Raw genomic sequence first — 19,393 nt, forward strand, 5'->3', positions numbered from 1 at the left:
TGTACGGAGACGCGCCCCACCCAGTTGCTTCAACCTTTCAGACACATCCTCCGGGTCGCGCCATGCGGGCCCGGTCCGCCCGGCACCGGCATGGCGCCGGCAACCGAAAGAGGTACCAGTGAACACGATCCGGACCATCAGCGACGTGCTTCGGGACAAGGCCGATGAGACGAAGAAGGGGATCACCTTCGTCGAGAATCGGCGGGACGTCCTCGTCCCGTACGGCCGGGTCCATGCGGAGGCGGTGGCGGCTGCGACTCGGTTGGCCGAAGCCGGCATCGGCCCGTTCGAGGTGCATGCAGACTCACTCGCCCGTGCTTGCATCGACTCAGGCACCGGGTACACCGACGTCAACGATTCGATCGACGCCCGCCGCGCAATCATGGCCCTCGACGGGGATGCTCGGCGGGAGGGGGTTCCCGTGCTCACCGGGTTCGGCCTGTGCCCGGGCTTGTCGACGGCCCTGTTGATGCTCGGGGCCTGCGCTGCGGGGGCCGAAGAGGTCCGCGATGTGCGGGTCGATCTGCGAATTGGCGCCGACCAGGAATCCGGGGCCGTGTCGGTCGAGTCGATGCTCCGGACCATTCGCGGCGGATACCGCGCGATGCTCGGCGGCGCCATCGTCGAAGTGCGGCGCAACCTGGTGTCGTCGCAAAGCGGAATCGGCTACGAATGCCCGGACATCGACGTCGTACGCGGGGTGTGCCCCTCGATCCTCGGATTTTCCTACCACGTCGCCTTCGATGTTCTCCCCGATGAGTCGGTGGAGAAGATCCGCACGTCGAGACTGTACGCGATGCCCGTCGTCTCCGGTCTGCTCGCCCGTCTCGGGGCGGCCGTGACGTCGCGGAAGGCGCGGGCGAACGGCACTCCGCAACCCGCCGAGCTGGTCATCGCACTGTCCTCCGCCGGCGCGGGCGATGCGGGGTCGGCGGCCGAGACAACCGTCGTCCGGGCAACTGGCCCGGGTTCCTACAAAATGACCGCGGCCATTGCCGCCGCCACCGTTGCGTCGGTCGCGGGGAAGCCGGTCGCGCCGGGGTGCCGGGATCTCGTCAGCCACCCCCGGCTCCTCGAACCGGTCCTCGCCTTCGCCCGCGATGCAGGCATCCATATCGAAACGCCGCATGACAACCCGACCACGGGGCCACTGCCGGCAGCGGCCCACTGCGACACCAAAGAAAAGGAGAAACGATGACGGATCAAGCTGAACGGGGTGCGGCGATCGTCGTCCGCGACCTCACGAAGAGCTACCCGATTGCGGGCACAGCCGGCACCGCGCCCGAAGGCGGGGCAGGTGCTCCGCCGGACGGCGGGCGCAAGGGAAAGCGCGGCGCCCGGATGCGCAAGCATGTGCTCGACGGCGTGAGTTTCACCGTGCCCGCCGGGTCGATCGTGTCGTTCCTCGGCCACAACGGCGCAGGCAAGACCACCCTCATCCGAATCCTGTCGACGCTCATCACCGCAGACTCCGGCGAGGTGAGCATCTTCTCGCGCGATGTGAAAGAGGACCCGGCGGGCGTGCGCGCCGACATTGCCACCACCGGCCAATTCGCGGCGATCGACGAGAACCTCACCGGCCGGGAGAACCTGGAGTTCTTCGGGCGTCTGCGCGGACTCGACCGCGCCGACGCGGCCGCCCGCGCGACGGAACTGCTCGCGCAATTCTCGCTCGCAGACAGTGCCTCGACGCTGGCGTCGGCCTATTCAGGTGGCATGCGGCGCCGCCTCGACATCGCCGCGTCGCTGTGCGTCGTGCCCAGGCTGCTGTTCCTCGACGAACCCACGACGGGGCTGGACCCGGTCAGCCGCGAAGAGCTGTGGGGCTTCATCCGGCAACTGCGGGACGACGGAATGACCCTGGTGCTGACCACCCAGTACCTGGAAGAGGCGGAGGCACTAGCCGACCACGTCCATCTGCTCAAGGACCGCCGCATCGTCGCCAGCGGAACGCCGGAGGAATTGCGCCGCGACTTCGGGTCGCACGTGCTCCGCGTGTCCTTTGCCACCACCGCCGAGGCGGAGGCGTTCGCCCGCTGCCTCGGAGGAACGTGCCTGGACGGCGCCCGCGTCGCGGGGAAGTCGGTGTCCCTCGACGTCGACCCCGGACCGCAGGTCCTCGAGGCGGTGGCGCAGGCGATGGAGGCCTCGGACGCGTTGCCGGATTCGCTGAGCGTGTCGCCGCCCACCCTCAACGAGGTATTCATATCGATGAACGCAGGGGGTGCGGCGCGATGAGTGCGACGTCGGTCGCGGCGTTCCTCCGTCGGGATCTGCTGCTGTTGCGACGCAACACCGCGTCGCTGATCTCCATGTTCGTCGTTCCTCCCCTCTTCCTGCTGTGCCTGTACGCGGTGTTTGGGTACTCGGCAGGGCAATCCGGCTTCGGGTACCTGCGTTTCGTGCTCGGCGGCTGCCTGTTCCAGGCGGCGATGTTCACCGCCGCGGCGTCGGCGATGGCGGTGGGACAGGACGTCGAATCCGGGCTCGTTGACCGCGTGCGCGTGTTGCCCGGGGCCACAGGCGGCTATGTCGCCGGCAGGCTCGCCACCGATGTGCTGCGGATGTCCGCGTCGATCGCGGCGCTGCTGGTCGTCGCGTGGTCCTGCGGCCTCGACATGGCTCTCGGTGACGTCGCGTGGACAGTCCTGTGGTCACTGCTCGCCGCCGCGGTCCTGTCCCTGGTCACGGACGGGGTGATCCTGATGGTGCCCGCCCCGGTGTCGACAGCCTCATCGATCCAGGCGCTGGAAATGCTGCTGCTCATGTTCTCCACCGCGTTCATTCCGGCGACCGCTTTGGACGGCTCCCTGCGCGACATCGTGCGCCACATGCCTTTTTCGCCGGTGATCGAGGTGATCAGGGCGGCGTCCCCGGGCGCCTTCCCGGATCACGCCGGGGAAGAGGCCGCCCTGTGGCTCGGTGTCGCGGCGGTCGTCGGAATCGTCCTGTTCATCCGCCGGTTCACCTTGAGGAGCGAATCATGATCGACGCCATTTTCGTGCATCTGCGGCGCATCGTCCACACTTGGCTGCGGCGCCCTGACTTCTGGTTCATGACGTTCATTGCTCCGCTCGTGTACCTGTTCATCGTCAACCGCATGTTCGGTGGCCTGGTCAGGCAGCTCACCGGAGAGTTCGAACTCCCGAACGCGGTCATCCTGGTCGTGACGACGTGGGCGTTCATCTTGGCCATCACGGGATCGTCCACTGTGTTCGTTGAACGCAGCAATGGCCTCCACGAGCGGTTGATCACCATGCCGGCACCGTACGCGGCCGTGCCGACCGCACGGATCATCGCCGAGTTCATCCGGATCATGGCGATGACGGTCGTCGTCGCGGCGGTGGCCGCCTTGCTTTCCGACAGCCCCCCTGAGGTGTCCTGGTGGTGGAGGATCACGGTGACCGGCGCGATGGTTGCCGCGGCGGCCGCATGCACCGGCACGTACATCGCGTTCTCCATCACCAGCCCCCAGGGATCCGTGGCCCTCATCCCGTTAATCATCGTTGCGATGTTCGTCAACACGGTGCTCATGCCCGCCGACCACTTCCGTCCCCTCCTGCGCGGAATCGCCGGGCACACCCCCGTATCCGCGGCCGGCGAGGCCGTCAACGGCACCGGGGCTGCGGGTCTGGTGGTCTGCGCGGCCTGGTTCTTTGGTATCGCCGTGCTCGCGGCGTGGGGCATCGCCGTGAAAACGAGGCCGGGGGAGTCTGCATGACGGCCCGCGAATCCGAGCATCTAACCCGAAACCGCCGCGTGGACGCGGCCCACACACCCGGAGACAGAACCAAATGAAGTCGATCGCCCAGATCGTCCAGAACAACCGCAGGCTCCTCGCGGCCTACGAGGACAAGGTCCAGCCGAGGTTCCTAAGCCGCTATGCGCGCGAACCGATGGACGCCGCTGCCGTGTACCGGAAGCTCCGTGCGCTGGATCCCGGGCCGGATGCGCCGGCCCGGGTCCTCGACCTCGGTTGTGGAACCGGGTGGCTCGCCCGCACGCTCGCCGCTGAGTCTCGCTATCGCAGGGCGAACATCGTCGGCTACGACCTGTCGCCCAATGCGATCCGCATCGCCCGCGAACGCGCCGCCGCCGCCGACGGGCTCGGGGCCCGGACGGAATTCCACGTTGCCGACATCCTCACGCCGCTCGCGGGAGAGCCCGGCGGGGCCTGTGAAATCTGTGTGTGTGGCGCGCTCCACCAAATGAAGGATGCGGGAGCCGCGCTCGGCAGGGTCTCCGGGCTGCTCGCCGACGGCGGCATCGCTTACGTGCAGACGTTCGTCGAGGATCCCGACGTGAACGAGCGGGTCGACATGGCCGTCATGGAGAAGATGGGCCACCGGGTGTTCCGGGGCAGCGAGCTCGAGGACCTCGCCGAAGCCAACGGGCTGAAGCTGGACGGAGCCTCACGCGCCGGCATGGTGTATTTCTGCACTCTCGCGAAGAAAAGCGCGATCGGGGAGGCGAGGAAGTGAGCGCCGTGGACGGGACCGTCGGCCCGTGGTCGCTGCTCGCCCCGATCCGGACCCGGATGCGTGCGGTGGTCGCGTTGTCCGTCCTGTCGTCGGTGGCTACCGTCGCTTCGCTGGTCGGCATCATCGACATCGCGATGACGTACCCGGAGGCCCCGGTGCATCGGACGTGGTTGGCCGTGGTTGTCATCGTCGTCGCCGCGACGGTGCGAATGGCTGCGGACGGCGCAGCCGGCATGCTCTCGCACCGGGCGGATAATGACCTGCAGCTCCACCTCCGGCGCCGGCTGGTCGCCCACATCCGGAAGTTGCCGTTGGGCTGGCTGGACGCCCGGCGCTCGTCGGGAATCATCGAGTCGGTTGAGAAGGACGTCGCGGCTGTCCACCAGCTCATGGGCCACACCGTCGGTGAGACCGTGGTGGCGGTGCTGGTTCCCCTGCTTTCCCTCATCGCGCTCGTCGCGGTCGATTGGCGGATCGCGGCGGTGGCGGTCGTCCCGGTGCTGGTCACCTTCGCCCTGATGGGCGTGATGATTTCGCGCGGAGCCGGTCTTCAGCGCGACTACGAGCGAGCCTCCGAAGGAGTGACGGCCGCGGTCATCGAGTTGGTGCGCGGTATCCCGGTGATGAAGTCCTTCGGACGCGCCAACCAGGGCGCGGGTCGCTACGATGCCGCGGCGTTGTCGTTCGTCCGCGCGTGGTCCGCCTGGTCCCGGCAGTCGAACATCTATCTCGGGCTCATCGACGTGGTGACGTCCCCGATCACAGTCCTCGCAGTGGTGTGCGGCGCCGGCCTCGCTCTGAGGGACACCGCGGGCGGCAAACCGGAGGGTCTCGTCGCCGGGCTGGTTCTCGGCCTTGGACTCTCCGCGGCGATCGTGCGGGTGGCTATGAACTCCGAACCCATCATCGCAGGGATCGCCGCCCTGAAGTCCATCGCGGAGGTGCTGGGCACGCCGCCGATCGCCGAGCCCGCCGAGCCGGTGCCCGCGCGCGGGGGCGCGCTCGAGGTTCGGAACCTGGTCTTCTCCTACGGGGATGGGCCGCGGGTCCTCGACGGGATGTCCGCGACGTTCGAACCGGGGACCCTCACGGCGCTGGTGGGGTCCTCCGGTTCCGGAAAGTCCACCGTCGCCCGGCTGTTGGCACGTTTCCACGACCCTGTCGAAGGCTCGGTGCTGCTGGGCGGCGACGATCTTCGCGACATCGCCGTGCGCGACGTGCACCGTTCGGTGTCGGTGGTGTTCCAGGATCCGCAGTTGCTCACGCTGCCCTTGCGGGAGAACATCCGGCTGGCCAGGAGAGACGCCACCGACGGCGAAATCATGGCGGCCGCGAAGCTCGCGAACCTCGATACGGTCATCGCGGCGCTGCCGAAGGGCCTGGATTCGGTGGTCAACGTCGACGTGACCTTTTCCGGTGGTGAGGCGCAGCGCGTGGCCATCGCGAGGTCGATTGTCACGGACGCGCCGGTGCTCATCTTCGACGAGGCAACCGCTTACGCGGATCCGGCTTCCGAGGCCCTCATTCAGTCCGCAATCGAGCGTTTGGCTCGTTCGCGGACGGTGATCGTGATTGCGCACAGATTGAGCACGATCCGCAACGCCGACCGCATCCTCGTTCTCGATGGGGGAGCGGTCGCGGAGGCGGGCACCCACGACGAGTTGCTTGCGCGCGGTGGCCGCTACCGGGATCTGTGGCGCGCGTTCGCGCTCGACGACGAACCATCCGCCCCGCGGGGCACTGAAGCAGACGATGAAAAGGCAGGGAACCGATGATCCGGGACTTGTGGTCGATGACGGATCGGCGCTCGAAGATGACGCTGGCGTGGCTCATTGCGTTGGCCGCGCTTGCCGCGCTGGCACAGGGAGCGGCGTTCGTCGCGCTGCTGCCGCTGCTGTCGGCTCTGGCCGTGGGAGATGATGCGACGGCGTGGCGTTTCACCGGCGTCATCGCCGGCCTCGCGGCCGCCCATGCGGTGCTGTCCCTCGCCGCGGGGACGGTCGGCAGGGCGAATTCCGCAGCGGTGCTGTCGTCCCTGCTGCGTTCCCTGGGCGAACGCGTGCTGACGTTGCCACTCGGGTACGTCACCAAGTCCACGGCCGGCCGCTTTTCGGAGATGGCGTCGTCGGGCATGGCGTTCGCGGCGTCCGTGCCGCACGTGATCCTGCGGCCCGTCATCGCTGCTGTGGTTGCGCCGACCGTCATCGCTCTCGGAATTCTGGCGGTGGATTGGCGCGTCGGGTTGGTTCTCGTCGCGTCGGCGCCGGTGCTCTTCTTCGCCTACCGGGCCATTGGCCGAGTCGGCGGGGAGTCGGACGAAGCGCATGCTGACGCCGTCGCTGCCGTCTCCGGCAGGCTGATCGAGTTCACCCGCGGCCAGCAGGTGATTCGCGCCGCGGGCGACGGTTCGGCGGCGGACGCGATGGTGGATGAGGCGATCCAGGCCCAACACGATGCGTTCGCGAAGGCGACGTCGACGCAAGGCGCGGCCATCGGACGGTTGGGCTCGGTCGTCCATGCGGTGTTCACGGCGGCGGTGGTCGTCGCCGTGGCGGTCGCCGCGACGGGCGGGATGTCACCGGCGCATTTGGCGTCGATGCTCATTGTGGTCGTCCAGTTCACCGGACCGATCACCACGGCGGGAGCGTTGTCCGGCGGTTTCGGCGCGGGCCGCAACACGTTGGCTGCGCTGCGTGACCTGCGGGCGATCCCCGCCCTTCCCGAGCCTGCCGCACCGGAGCTGCCCGATGGGCATGACGTGGAGTTCCGCGGTGTGAGCTTCGGGTACGGGGAGAAGAAGGTCCTCGACGGCGTCAGCTTCCGTGCGCCTCAGGGAGCGCTGGTCGCCATAGTGGGACCTTCGGGGGCGGGCAAGACGACGGTCATGCGGCTGCTGTCGCGGTTTCATGATCCGGACTCGGGGGAGATCCTCATTGGCGGGGTGCCCTTGCCTCGGATCGGCACCGACGGCGTGAACTCGCTGGTGACCCCGGTGTTCCAGGAGACGTTCCTCTTCGACGCGTCCGTGCGGGACAATGTGGTCTTCGCCGACCCCGGATTCGGTTCCGGGCCCGGCGACGGAGACCGCTTGCGCGAGGCCGCCCGGCGATCCGGGGTGGACCGCATCGTGGAGCTGCTGCCTTCCGGGTGGGATAATCCGGTGGGGGAGGAGGGGACGCTGCTGTCGGGAGGCGAGCGGCAGCGCGTCGCCATCGCCCGGGCGCTTCTGAAGGATTCCCCGGTGGTGCTTTTCGACGAGCCGACGTCCTCGCTGGATGCGGCCACTGAGCGGGCGATTGTCGGCACGATGGAAGCGTTGCGCGGCGATCACACCGTGATCGTCGTCGCCCATCGCCTGCACACCGTCCGCGATGCCGACCTCATCGTCGTGCTTTCGGAGGACGGGACGGTCGCAGAACGGGGCACGCACGATGAATTGCTGGCGAAGGGCGGCCGCTACGCCGAGTCGTGGACGTGCCGGACGGGAGGCTCCCCGGGCGCCTGATCCTCGTCCGTCGAGGACTATCGCTCCGGTCCGGTACCGGTGCAGTGGTCCCGCCACGCCGTCCCGGTCAGCGGGTCCTCGACGATGCCCTGGGCGACAGGGTCGTAATTGAAGCCGTAGTGCTCGGTGCGGTGGGCGGGGCACACGTCTTGGACGGTGATGTTGGTGACGCCGGGTTCCCGCACGAAGGAGTTTTAGTGGGGGAGCACGGCATTGTCGTGCCGCGTGCCCAGGAAGGTGTACCGAACGCCCGGTCGAGTGATGTCGCCGATGGTCAGCTCATTCAGCAGCATGGAACCGGAGATCTGCTGTTCCCAGGCAAGCGCGTTCGTTTTGCCGGCGTTTCGGGAGTATCCGTGGCGCATCTCGGGGTGGACGTCAAAGCGATCGGCTGCGCTGTGCGCCCGGGGCCCGTGGTTCGAGGCACCGGTACCGATGAGCTGTTCGACGACCCGGTCCCGGGAATGAGGATGACGGGCAATTCACCGTCGGGGGTGTTCCTATATAGGTTGTGAACTCCACGGGTGGGCTTGGGGCCTGACCCCCGGAAAGTAGACACGTCGGGGGTCAGGCCCATCCTTGGTTCCTCATTGGGGCATGTGATGGCGGGGATTTCTCTGAAGGTTTCGTTTTCCCTTGCTGGCGTTCTTTTTGCAGCATTTCTTGTTTGTGCCGGCGTTTATCTCACTTGGGGAGCAGTTGGGAAGAGGTTCGCTAAAGTCGACTCTTTGAGCTGACTGAAATAGGAAGAAAGACACTCTGATCATGTGTTGCTATGAGGAGTATCCTTCTTATTGTACAGAGTTAATAGTTGTCAGTTAGCGAAAAATTAGTCAGTATTGTTCTCTACTTTCTCAATCTCCCTCCGATTCGACACTCTCTTGAGCCTCTGACAATTGCGGCCACGAGTTCGTGACCATCGAGGTCGATTTCCTTTTGGCGCCGCACGAAGTCGGCAAGGACATCAAGATTTGGGATATCGCTACGGTAGAAACCGTAGAGGAGACCCGCGAGCTGGCTGACGACCTCGGCGCCCGCGTGCTCTACATGCTCAACCGCCTGGGTATCGAGCCCATCTCGGAGGATGCTGCCCTCACGGCTTAACTCGCTTTTCGGTTCGCCTCCTGCCGTTTCGCCGCGTGGGAACTCAGCGCAGCAGTGTTGAACCACTAATCTTGGTTTCTGAATACTGTCAAAATCTGTGTGGAGAACCGAAGATATCGTGACTGCCAACAATACTGCTGCGTACGAACCCGTACAGCGCATCCTGCTGCCCAAGCGCGGCGAGCCGGTCGACGTCCGCATGCTCTACCTCATCGAGTCCGAGCAGAACCGCGAGCGCCTCAGCTGGAGCGGCCGCACCTCCGTGACCATCCCGGCCGGCGAAGAGGCCTCCTTCGAGACCTACTTCAATGCTTTCCCGGCCGCCTACTGGCGCCGCTGGTCCCAGCTGAAGTCCATCGTGCTGGTCATGGACGTGGAGGGAGAGACCAACATCTCCCTGTACCGCTCCAAGCAGGACGGCCAGCGCATCGCCGTGGCCAACCACGTGGTGACCACCGGGCACCACGAGTTCGAGCTGCCCCTGAAGAACTTCGAGGACGGCGGCCTGCTGTGGTTCGATGCCTCCGCCGTTAAGGACACCGTGCTTTCCGACGCCTCCTGGTGCGCCCCCCACGCCCCGAACCCGCAGCTCCTGCCGGACGGCAGCGAGTACCCGGCGCAGGAGAAGCGTGTTGCCGTGGGCATTCCGACTTTCAACCGCCCCACCGATGCCGTCGCGGCACTGCAGGCGCTGGCGGAGGACCCGGTGGTGGATGGCATCATCGACTACGTTCTCATGCCGGATCAGGGCAACCAGCACCCGGCGGACGAGCCGGGCTACGACGAGGCCGTGGCGCACTTCGGTGAGCGCTTCCGCGAGTTCCGCCAGGGCAACCTGGGCGGCTCGGGTGGCTACTCCCGCATCATGTTCGAGGCGCTGGAGAATACCGACTCGCCCTACATCCTCTACATGGACGATGACATCGCCATCGAGCCGGATTCCATCCTCCGTGCGGTCCAAGCAGCGCGCTACGCCGCCAAGCCCTTCATCGTGGGCGGACAGATGCTCAACCTGCAGGAGCGCTCCCAGCTGCGCACCACCGGTGAGCGCGTGAACCGCGCTGACTTCATGTGGGGTGCGGCCGAGCACGCCGTCTACGACCACGACTTTGCCAAGTACCCGCTGCGCGCCATCGGTGACGCGCAGTCCCACCTCGACCCGAAGAAATATGACTCCCGCGCGCTGCACCGCCGCGTCGACGTGGAATACAACGGCTGGTGGATGTGCCTCTTCCCGCGTGTCGTCGCGGAGAGCATTGGGCAGCCGCTGCCGCTGTTCATCAAGTGGGATGACACCGAGTACTCCCTGCGCGCCGCCGCCCACGGTTTCCCCACGGTGACCTGGCCGGGTGCGGCCATCTGGCACATGGCCTGGGCGGATAAGGACGATGCCATCGACTGGCAGGCCTATTTCCACCTGCGCAACCGCCTCATCGTGGCGGCCCTCTACCACGAGGGCGATGCGCGCGGGATTACCAAGTCCATCTTCAAATCCACCCTCAAGCACACCATGTGCATGGAGTACTCCACCATGGCCATCCAGCTGGAGGCCATGAAGGACTTCCTGGCCGGCCCGGATCAGCTCTTCGACATCCTGGAGTCCTCGCTGCCGCGCATCGCCGCAATCCGCAAGGAATTCCCAGACGCCGTCATTATCGATTCGGCGGATCAGCTGCCCGCGCCCACTGGCGCGCCGGGCGTGCCCACCCGCAATATCGGCGGCCGCCTGGGCAAGATCAAGAAGATTCCGTGGCTTATCAAGTCCGCCAAGCACTTGGTCACCAAGGAAGATCCAGCGCACCACGAGGCACCACAGCTTAACCTCACCCCGGAGGAGGCCCGCTGGTTCACGCTTTCCCGCGTCGATTCCGCCACCGTTTCCACCGCGGGCGGCACCGGCGTGGCCTTCCGTAAGCGCGACCGCGAGCTGGCCCTCGAGCTGGTGAAGTCCACCCGCGAGCTGCTCAAGGAAATCGAGGAGAACTTCGATGACCTGCGCGCCGAGTACCGCGCGGCCCTGCCGGAGCTGACCTCCCGCGAGTCCTGGCGAAAGGTCTTCGATGCCCAATAAGCTGTCCATCGCCGAATCCCACGTCCTCGAGAAGATTCAGGACGTGGCCTTCGATGCCCCCGGCATTCTGCCCACCGCGCGGGGCTTAAGCCACTTCGGCGAGCACGCCCTGGGTTGGCTGGCTCTATCCGGTCTGGGCGCCGCCGTGAACTACCAGAAGCCGGCGCGCCGCCGCCAGTGGGTGGCTGTTGGCGTGGGCGCTTTCACCGCGCACGCGGCCAGCGTTGTGATCAAGCGCATTGTCCGCCGCAAACGCCCGGATTACGACTACGTCAAGGTAGGTGTGAAAACCCCGTCTAAGCTGTCTTTTCCTTCTTCCCACGCGACGTCGACAAGCGCGTTCCTCGTGGGTGCCGCGCACGTTCTGGGAACCCCGGCACCACTCGTTGGTGTGCCGGTCATGATGGCCTCGCGTATGGTGCTCGGGGTACATTACCCATCCGATACGGCACTCGGCGCCTTGCTGGGAGCCGCCACCGCGGAAGCATGTCACCGCTATGAAAGGAAGACCGCATGAGCGAACGACCAAACCGCGTCGATGACGGTGGACAGAGCGTCTTCCACTCTGAGCCGCACACCTCTGGCATCGATACCGGCCGCAAGCGCAAGCCGCCGAAGAACCTCGCCGATGGCATGGTGAAGGCCTTGCGCCCCAAGCAGTGGGTCAAGAACGTTTTGGTCTTGGCCGCTCCTGCGGCGGCGGGCGCGGAGTCGCTATTCCACTCGCGCGTGCTTCTCGACGTCCTCCTCGCCTTCATCGTCTTCTGCATGGGCGCATCCTCCATCTACCTCATCAACGATGCCCGCGATGTAGAGGCTGACCGCGCGCACCCGACGAAGCGCTTCCGCCCGATTGCGGCGGGCGTGCTGCCGGTGGGCCTGGCCTATGTCATGGCGGCAGTGCTCATCATCGGTTCGATTGGCCTGTCCTTCCTGGCCACGGCGGGCCTGGAGCTCGCCATCGTCATGGCCATTTACATTGGCCTGCAGCTGGGCTATTGCTTCGGGTGGAAGCACATGCCGGTGATCGATATCGCCTTGGTGTCCTCCGGCTTCATGCTGCGCACCATGGCCGGCGGTGTGGCCGCGGGCATTGAGCTATCCCAGTGGTTCCTGCTGGTTGCCGCGTTCGGCTCCCTGTTTATGGCCTCGGGTAAGCGCTACTCGGAGATCCTTCTAGCGCAGCGCACGGGCGCCAAGATCCGCAAATCCCTGGAGGGCTATACGCCCACCTACCTGCGCTTCGTGTGGACCTTGGCGGCCACCGCAGTTGTCATGTCCTACTCCCTGTGGGGATTCCAGCTCTCCAACGAGTCTGATGGCCCGGCCAGCGTGTGGTACCAAATCTCCATGGTGCCGTTTACCATTGCCATCTTGCGCTATGCCGCCGACGTGGACCGCGGCAATGGCGGCGCCCCGGACGAGATCGCCTTGGAGGACCGCGTTCTCCAGATTCTGGCTCTGGTGTGGCTGGCATGCATCGCCATGGCGGTGTACATCATGCCGGTAATGGTGGGCTAGCCAGCGCCGATCGGGAACAGGGCAAGGCAAGTGCTAAACTCTCTCCTCATGCGAAAATCCGATACACGTACCGTGGCCGCGCTCAGCGCGTTGGCCTCGGTTATCGTGATCGGAGTTTTCTCGTTTTGGGGTGGCTTCGCCCGCCGCTGGATTTCTGACGACGGCCTGATCGTCCTGCGCACGGTGCGCAACCTCGAGGAAGGCAACGGCCCCGTCTTCAATGTCGGCGAGCGCGTGGAGGCCAATACCTCCACACTGTGGCAGTACCTCATCCTGCTCGTGCGCTGGCTGACGAACGCCCCGCTGGAATCCATCGCCGTCAACTTGGGCCTCCTACTGGCAGTCGCGGCGATGGTGCTGGGGGCGTGGGCCACGGCGCGGGCCTTCTACCGATCGAGCCAGTTTCCTGCACCACTCGTGGCTCCCGCCGGCGCGCTGGTCTACCTCGCACTACCTCCGGCCCGTGATTTCTTCACCTCCGGGCTGGAATGGGGACTGTCCATCTTCTACCTCGCCGGCCTCTGGGCGCTGCTGCAGCACTGGGTGCAATCCCGCACGAATACTAGTGCTTATTGGCTCGCGCTGTGGGCTGGTTTGTCCTGGCTCGTGCGCCCGGAGTTCGCGCTTTACGGAGGCCTTGCCGGCCTCCTGCTCTTGGCAGCGCACCGCAACTGGAAAGTCTGGCTTGGCATCCTCGGAGCGGCCCTACCCATCCCCGCGGGTTACCAGTTCTTCCGTATGGGCTATTACGGCCTGTTGACGCCGCACACGGCGGTGGCTAAGTCGGCGTCGTCAAGCGCGTGGGACAGCGGCCTGAACTACCTGCAGGATTTTATAGGGCCTTATGCCCTGTACCTGCCCGTTCTCGTGCTGGCGGGTGCGGCGCTGTGGACCTTCCGCGCCCAGCTGCGCCCGGCAGCGCTGCGCAACTCCACGACCGTGACCTACCTGATGGTCGGGGCCGCGGTGATCCACGTGCTCTACGTACTGCGTGTCGGCGGTGATTTCATGCACGGACGCATGCTGCTGCTGCCGCTCTTCGCCGCGCTCCTTCCCGTTTTCGTGCTGCCGCTCAAGGGGCTGGTGTCCGCGCTTGCGGCAGGTTTCTGTGCGGTGTGGGCTGTTGTCGTCGTGCTGCGCGGGCATCCGACGGACTGGGAGGCGTATGAAGAGCCCCTGTCCATCGTGGACGAGCGCGATTTCTGGACCTATGCCACCAACCGCGAGGCGGGCTACCCGCCGCGCTCGGCTAAAGACTACCTGGGGATGAAGTTCATGCGCGGCTACGAAGAGGCCGGCGAGAAACTGGTGGAGGGAGATGCCCTGGCCACAATCTATGTGGAGGATGAGGAGAAGGACCTTCTCAATTGGCTCACCGTTCCGCGGGAGCCGGGTAGCACTGAGCCGCCGACGGTCTACCTGGTGAACTTGGGCATGACGTCCATGAACGCGCCGCTCAATGTCCGTGTTCTCGATACTATCGGCTTGGCCACCCCGCTGGCGGCGCGCATGCCCCGTGAGGAAGGCGGGCGCGTGGGCCACGACAAGCACCTCGACGTGGAGTGGCAGGCTGCGCTGACGGGCGCGGACATCGAGTACCTCCCGCCGTGGTATGACAAGGACAAGACCCGCCAGGCGCGCGCTGCGTTGGCAAGCCCGGAAGTGCAGGAGCTCATCGCTTCCTACAGTGAACCCCTAACGCGGGAGCGCTTCCTCAAGAACCTGACCTTCTCACTGACCTCGGGCCGCACCCTCATGCTCTCCGATGAGCCCAGCGATTATCCTGTCCATTAGCTTGGTGTGAGCTGGGGAGCACCCCCATGGGTAGGCGAAAATTGCCAGGGTGCGTTACGCTACGAAAGATTCCTGTTATTGATCTGTAACTATCGCTGGCGTGTTGGCGATGTACCAGTGGCAGTAAAAACGTTAAGGAGAAACATGAGTTCACTAAGCTCCGGCCTGCGGACTCGGGTCCTTTCAGTGGTGGCAGCCATCGCTGTGGCTCTGGGCCTGGTCGTGACCGCGGGTACACAAGAAGCATCCGCCGCTCACCGTGACTGGCTGCGTGGCGACGCCACCGGCGTCTGCGAATGGGATCGCGTCGGTTACTGGGTACAGCGCTGCGACGTGTGGTCCCAGGCAATGGGCCGCAACATCCCGGTGCAGATCCAGCCCGCTAAAAACGGCGGCAATGCGGGTCTTTACCTGCTCGACGGTTTGCGCGCCACCGATCGCACAAACGCGTGGGTCAATGACGTCAACGCCGCGCGCACCTACGTGGACCACAACATCACCCTGGTGATGCCGGTGGGCGGCGCGGGCTCCTTCTACGCGGACTGGAACGGTCCGGCTACCTACGATCTGGTCAAGCCGGTCAACTACCAGTGGGAGACCTTCCTGACGCAGGAGCTTCCGGCCTACCTTGAGGGCAACTTCGGCGTGGCCCGCAACAATAACTCCATCGCTGGCCTGTCCATGGGTGCTACCGCTGCGATTACCCTCGCGGGCAAGCACCCAGAGCAGTTCCGTCAGGCGCTGTCCTACTCCGGTTACCTCACCACGACCTTGCCGGGGGCCCAGACCTTCATGCGCCTGGCGCTTCTCGACGCCGGCGGCTTCAACATCAACGCCATGTACGGTTCCATCATCAACCCGAAGCGTTTCAGCAATGATCCCTTCAACCTGATCCCGGATCTGGCTGCGAACGGAACGGATGTCTATGTCTCCGCCGCCTCCGGTATTCCGGGTCCGGTGGACCAGCAGCGTTACCGCCCGGAGCATATCGCGGCCGGCGTGGCGCTGGAGGGCTTTGCCAACGCCACCACCCGCCTGTGGGAGCTGAAGGCCCGTGCTATGGGTGTGCGCCTGCAGACGGACTACCCGGGCCAAGGTCTTCACAACTGGGAGCAGTTCGGTTACCAACTCGAACGCTCCAAGCCGCAGGTGCTTAACGTTATGAACGCCTGGTAAGCACCTACTGCCTAGCCGCCGTGCCGCTGTGCACGGCGGCTTTTTCATTGGTTTGCTGGGCGTGTCCCCCTAGCGAAAGTCTCAAGTTAAACTTAAACTTGAGAACACATTAGACCGCTCACCACGTGTGCGGCGGCGAGTTCCGCAGGAGGGGAACCTGCGGAGCCCGCTCGCGGCATCGCGTGCCCTCATCTCGATTTACCCCTACCAAGGACTCTTCAATGCCGAACACTGCGTCAACCCAGCCCCGCCGGTCCGCCAAGGATTCCGGCCTGCGTTCCCCGTCTGCAGCCCGCAAGGGCCTGACCATCGCCGCACTGCCCACCGCTGTGGCAGTGGGCTTTGCGCTGCTGCCTATTGCAAACGCGCAGTCGTCCAGCTCCTCGACTGAGGGTATTACTGATCTCCTGGGCAGCTCCAACCTCTCCGATTCTTTTGCCCCGTCTAACCCGCCGCAGCGTACCCCGGTGGAGACGGAGTACCCGAAGATCGAGGGTTTGCCGGAGGGCGTATCCGTCTCCCGCGTTGAGTACCTAACCAACCGCCACCTCAAGGTCTACATCAAGTCTGCTGCCATGCCGGACAAGGAGCAGGTCGTACAGATCCAGCTCGCGCGTGACTGGTACTCCAGCCCGGACAAGACCTTCCCGGAGGTCTGGGCGCTGGACGGCCTGCGTGCCCGCGATGACGAGTCCGGCTGGACTATCGAGACCAACATCCTCTCCCAGTACGCCGACCGCAACGTCAACCTCATCATGCCGGTGGGCGGCGAGTCCTCCTTCTACTCCGACTGGCAGAAGGAAGACAACGGCACGCACTACATGTGGGAGACCTTCCTGATGCGGGAGCTTATCCCGATTCTGGAGAAGGGCTACCGTTCCAATGGCAAGCGCGCCGTTACTGGTATCTCCATGGGCGGTACCGCCGCCATGAACCTGGCTGAGCGCAACCCGTGGGCTTTTAAGTACGTCGGCTCCTTCTCGGGCTACCTTGATACCACCACCATGGGTATGCCGGAGGCTATCACCGCCGCCCAGGCTGACGCCGGCGGATTCACCTCCACCAACATGTGGGGTGACCTCTACTCCCAGGATTGGATTGACCACGATCCGAAGTTGGGCATCGAGAACCTCAAGGACATGAAGGTCTATGTCTCCGCCGGTAACGGCAAGGATGACTACGGCCAGATCGGTTCGGTGGCCAAGGGCCAGGCCAACATGGCCGGCGTGGGCCTGGAGGCCATCTCCCGCATGTCCACCCAGACCTTCGTTGACTCTGCCAAGCGCGTTGGTGTGGAGCCGGTGGTCAAGTTCCGCCCGACTGGCGTCCACAGCTGGGAATACTGGCAGTTTGAGATGACTGAGGCTTGGCCCTACATTGCCGATTCCCTCGGTTTGGACAAGAGTGACCGCGGCGCTGACTGCACGCCGATCGGTGCCATCGCGGAGGCCACCAAGTCCGGCATCATTGGTAACTGCGTGAACAATGAGTATGACGTCGCCGAGCGCGGCAAGGCCCAGGACTTCCAGGCCGGCACCGCGTACTGGTCCCCGGAGACCGGCGCCCACGCCGTGATTGGCCGCATTGGTGCGCGCTACTCCGAGCTCGGTGGCCCGACCTCTTGGCTGGGCTTCCCGAAGACCGGCGAGGAAAAGACCCCGGACGGCCGCGGCCGCTACGTCCACTTCGAGCACGGTTCCATCTACTGGACCCCGGAGACCGGCGCTTGGCCTATTTCGAAGGACCTCTTCGATGCCTGGGGTAAGAACGGCTTCGAGGGTGGCGACCTCAAGTACCCGGTGTCCGAGCCGCGCAAGGTTGGCGAGGGCGAGGTCCAGGACTTCGAGAACGGCGTGCTGACCCGCAGCCCGGATGGCTCCACCCACATCGTGCACGGCGCTATCGGCGCGAAATACAAGGAACTGAAGGCTGCCGAGTCCGAGCTGGGCTACCCGGTGGGCGAGGAGAAGGCCGTCAACGGCGGCTTCTTCCAGGAATTCGAACACGGCAACATCTACTGGTCCATGGATTCCGGCGCGCACTACATCCTCAAGGGCAAGATCTTTGATGAGTGGGGCAAGCACGGCTGGGAGCAGGGCGAGTTTGGCTGGCCCACCAAGGACTACGCCTCCATTCCGGCAGGCGGACTGACTCAGTCCTTCCAGCACGGCGTCATCCGTGAAGTTATGGGCCAGGTCCAGGCGGATAAGAAGTAGGGACTGTCATGCGTCTTTTCTCTGCCCGATCCACCGCAGCAGCTGGTGCGGCGGTGCTGCTTGCGGCCGGCACCTTGCTGAGCGCTTGCGGTTCCGCCACCGTCGACGAGGGCGATGCCACCGAAACCTCCGTGGCGCCGCTGGAGCGCTCTTCGGCGGCGAGTGGTGAAACTGCGGCAAGCAAGGCGTCGGAAAGCTCTGCATCCGCCTCAGGCTCCGCATCGGCCGAGCGAACGCCAGGCGAGGAGCCGGAAGACCGTGGTGCGCACGAGATCTCCGAAATCCCAACGCCCGCGCCCGCGCAAGGCCCGGACCAGGACTTTCTGGCTGCAGTAGCTGAGAAAGGCGTGAACGTCGACGGCGTAGAAGACCAACTGGTGGGTGCTGCACAAGCTTCCTGCCAGGGCGATGCCGTCACCGTGCCGGCTGTGGCCGGGCAGCTCATCGAGCAGGGCCGCACGGAACTCAGCCACGAGGACGTCGTCCAGCTCATCACCGAGCAGGGTAACAAGCTCTGCGCTCAGTAACGTGGCAGGGATTTTCCAGCCAATCCCGCGCCTTTTAAAGGTAGAAATTTCTTCATGCGTAAAACACTTACCGTCCTTGCCGTCGTTGTTCTCCTAGCCGTGATTGGTGGGGGAGCGGTCCACTTCCTCAACACCCGCGAGGAAGGAGAGCAAGGAAACCTGGTGGAGCCAGCCCCCTCCCAGGAGGAGGGGGACACGAGCCCCGAGCAACCGGACTGGTGCCCGCGCGTGGAGTTCATCTCCGCGCCGGGAACGTGGGAATCCGCTGCGGACGATGATCCGATCAACCCGGGGGCGAACCCGAACTCCTTCATGCTGTCGATTACGAATCCCCTGAAGGAGGCCTACGTTCCCGAGGACGTCAAGGTGTGGACGCTGCCGTACACCGCGCAGTTTAAGAACATCAACGCGCAGCACGAGATGAGCTATGACGATTCCCGCAACGAGGGTACCTCGCGCCTAGAGGGTGAGTTGACCTACATGCACGAGACCTGCCCGAACACGAAGTTCATCCTGAGCGGCTTTTCGCAGGGAGCGGTCATCGCGGGTGACGTGGCGGACCGAATCGGCGGCGGCAACGGGCCCGTGCCCGCAGAGAGCGTGGCGGGCGTTGCACTCATCGCGGACGGGCGACGCCAGGACGGCGTGGGCATTAACCCGGGCGCGCACGTCGGTGGAGTGGGCGCTGAGATTGCTCTGCAGCCTGTTTCCACGTTGATTCAGGGCATCGTCCCGGGCGCCACCATGCGCGGTGAGCGCGCCAATGGCTTCGGGGCGCTGGCGGACCGCACCTTCCAAATCTGTGCGCCGAATGACTCTATTTGTGATGCCCCGCTGGATGTCAGCAACGGGCTCGAACGCGCGCGTGATCTCATCGACGCCAACGGTGTTCATGCCCTGTATGCCTACAATCCGGACGTCATCGAAGGCACCACGGCCAATCAGTGGGTCACGCAGTGGGCGAAGGACACCATCGACGCGCAGTAGTGCTTGGCGAC

The 19,393-nt window shown here is 65.1% G+C and carries 18 protein-coding genes; 17 read left to right on the plus strand and 1 reads right to left on the minus strand.

Annotated features, from left to right (window positions below; translation table 11 throughout):
* Nucleotides 1-118 precede the first annotated feature (118 nt).
* From ABZS45_RS11485 to ABZS45_RS11515, 7 genes are all read left to right on the plus strand, one after another.
* Nucleotides 119-1,198, plus strand: coding sequence for a saccharopine dehydrogenase (locus tag ABZS45_RS11485; RefSeq protein WP_412099933.1), 1,080 nt, complete (start codon nt 119-121; stop codon nt 1,196-1,198).
* Nucleotides 1,195-2,238 (plus strand): ATP-binding cassette domain-containing protein, encoded by a 1,044-nt coding sequence (locus tag ABZS45_RS11490; protein WP_095534861.1) that lies wholly within the window; start codon nt 1,195-1,197, stop codon nt 2,236-2,238. The genes ABZS45_RS11485 and ABZS45_RS11490 overlap by 4 nt, the downstream gene beginning before the upstream one ends.
* Nucleotides 2,235-2,987, plus strand: coding sequence for an ABC transporter permease (locus tag ABZS45_RS11495; protein WP_412099934.1), 753 nt, complete (start codon nt 2,235-2,237; stop codon nt 2,985-2,987). The genes ABZS45_RS11490 and ABZS45_RS11495 overlap by 4 nt, the downstream gene beginning before the upstream one ends.
* Nucleotides 2,984-3,721 carry an ABC transporter permease gene (locus tag ABZS45_RS11500; protein ID WP_095534860.1) on the plus strand — a complete coding sequence of 246 codons (738 nt, stop codon included), beginning with the start codon at nt 2,984-2,986 and terminating at the stop codon, nt 3,719-3,721. Before ABZS45_RS11495 ends, ABZS45_RS11500 begins: the two co-directional genes overlap by 4 nt.
* Nucleotides 3,722-3,794: 73 nt before the next feature.
* Nucleotides 3,795-4,481 (plus strand): class I SAM-dependent methyltransferase, encoded by a 687-nt coding sequence (locus ABZS45_RS11505; RefSeq protein WP_412099935.1) that lies wholly within the window; start codon nt 3,795-3,797, stop codon nt 4,479-4,481.
* Nucleotides 4,478-6,256, plus strand: coding sequence for an ABC transporter ATP-binding protein (locus tag ABZS45_RS11510; protein WP_412099936.1), 1,779 nt, complete (start codon nt 4,478-4,480; stop codon nt 6,254-6,256). The genes ABZS45_RS11505 and ABZS45_RS11510 overlap by 4 nt, the downstream gene beginning before the upstream one ends.
* Nucleotides 6,253-7,986, plus strand: a complete 1,734-nt coding sequence (locus ABZS45_RS11515) for an ABC transporter ATP-binding protein (RefSeq protein WP_412099938.1) — start codon at nt 6,253-6,255, stop codon at nt 7,984-7,986. Before ABZS45_RS11510 ends, ABZS45_RS11515 begins: the two co-directional genes overlap by 4 nt.
* 17 nt (nt 7,987-8,003) lie before the next feature.
* On the opposite strand, the gene ABZS45_RS11520 is transcribed toward ABZS45_RS11515, so the two are convergent.
* On the minus strand, nt 8,004-8,171 hold the full coding sequence (locus tag ABZS45_RS11520; RefSeq protein ID WP_154762579.1) for a hypothetical protein: 168 nt from the start codon (nt 8,169-8,171) through the stop codon (nt 8,004-8,006).
* Between the two features lie 12 nt (nt 8,172-8,183).
* Between ABZS45_RS11520 and ABZS45_RS11525 the strand changes: the two genes are divergently transcribed.
* The 10 genes from ABZS45_RS11525 to ABZS45_RS11570 all read left to right on the plus strand — a co-directional run bounded on the left by ABZS45_RS11525 (nt 8,184) and on the right by ABZS45_RS11570 (nt 19,382).
* Nucleotides 8,184-8,501: a hypothetical protein gene (locus tag ABZS45_RS11525; protein ID WP_412099939.1), complete on the plus strand. Its 318-nt coding sequence runs from the start codon at nt 8,184-8,186 to the stop codon at nt 8,499-8,501.
* A 397-nt stretch (nt 8,502-8,898) separates the two neighbouring features.
* On the plus strand, nt 8,899-9,090 hold the full coding sequence (locus tag ABZS45_RS11530; protein ID WP_412101179.1) for a hypothetical protein: 192 nt from the start codon (nt 8,899-8,901) through the stop codon (nt 9,088-9,090).
* Between the two features lie 118 nt (nt 9,091-9,208).
* Nucleotides 9,209-11,161 carry a glycosyltransferase gene (locus ABZS45_RS11535; RefSeq protein WP_412099940.1) on the plus strand — a complete coding sequence of 651 codons (1,953 nt, stop codon included), beginning with the start codon at nt 9,209-9,211 and terminating at the stop codon, nt 11,159-11,161.
* Nucleotides 11,151-11,678, plus strand: a complete 528-nt coding sequence (locus ABZS45_RS11540; RefSeq protein ID WP_412099941.1) for a phosphatase PAP2 family protein — start codon at nt 11,151-11,153, stop codon at nt 11,676-11,678. The genes ABZS45_RS11535 and ABZS45_RS11540 overlap by 11 nt, the downstream gene beginning before the upstream one ends.
* Complete coding sequence (locus ABZS45_RS11545; protein ID WP_412099942.1) at nt 11,675-12,682, plus strand: decaprenyl-phosphate phosphoribosyltransferase; 1,008 nt, start codon at nt 11,675-11,677, stop codon at nt 12,680-12,682. Before ABZS45_RS11540 ends, ABZS45_RS11545 begins: the two co-directional genes overlap by 4 nt.
* Nucleotides 12,683-12,730: 48 nt before the next feature.
* Nucleotides 12,731-14,476 carry a hypothetical protein gene (locus ABZS45_RS11550; protein WP_412099943.1) on the plus strand — a complete coding sequence of 582 codons (1,746 nt, stop codon included), beginning with the start codon at nt 12,731-12,733 and terminating at the stop codon, nt 14,474-14,476.
* Nucleotides 14,477-14,620: 144 nt separating this feature from the next.
* The gene (locus ABZS45_RS11555) at nt 14,621-15,652 is read left to right on the plus strand and encodes an alpha/beta hydrolase (RefSeq protein WP_412099944.1); all 1,032 of its coding nucleotides are present in this window, start codon (nt 14,621-14,623) and stop codon (nt 15,650-15,652) included.
* A gap of 221 nt (nt 15,653-15,873) precedes the next feature.
* Nucleotides 15,874-17,868 carry an alpha/beta hydrolase-fold protein gene (locus tag ABZS45_RS11560; protein ID WP_412099946.1) on the plus strand — a complete coding sequence of 665 codons (1,995 nt, stop codon included), beginning with the start codon at nt 15,874-15,876 and terminating at the stop codon, nt 17,866-17,868.
* An 8-nt stretch (nt 17,869-17,876) separates the two neighbouring features.
* Complete coding sequence (locus tag ABZS45_RS11565; protein WP_412099947.1) at nt 17,877-18,395, plus strand: hypothetical protein; 519 nt, start codon at nt 17,877-17,879, stop codon at nt 18,393-18,395.
* 54 nt (nt 18,396-18,449) lie between these two features.
* Complete coding sequence (locus ABZS45_RS11570; protein WP_412099948.1) at nt 18,450-19,382, plus strand: cutinase family protein; 933 nt, start codon at nt 18,450-18,452, stop codon at nt 19,380-19,382.
* The last annotated feature ends 11 nt before the right edge of the window (nt 19,383-19,393 follow it).

The sequence above is a fragment of the Corynebacterium aurimucosum genome (assembly GCF_046895345.1).
GTDB lineage: Bacteria > Actinomycetota > Actinomycetes > Mycobacteriales > Mycobacteriaceae > Corynebacterium > Corynebacterium aurimucosum_G.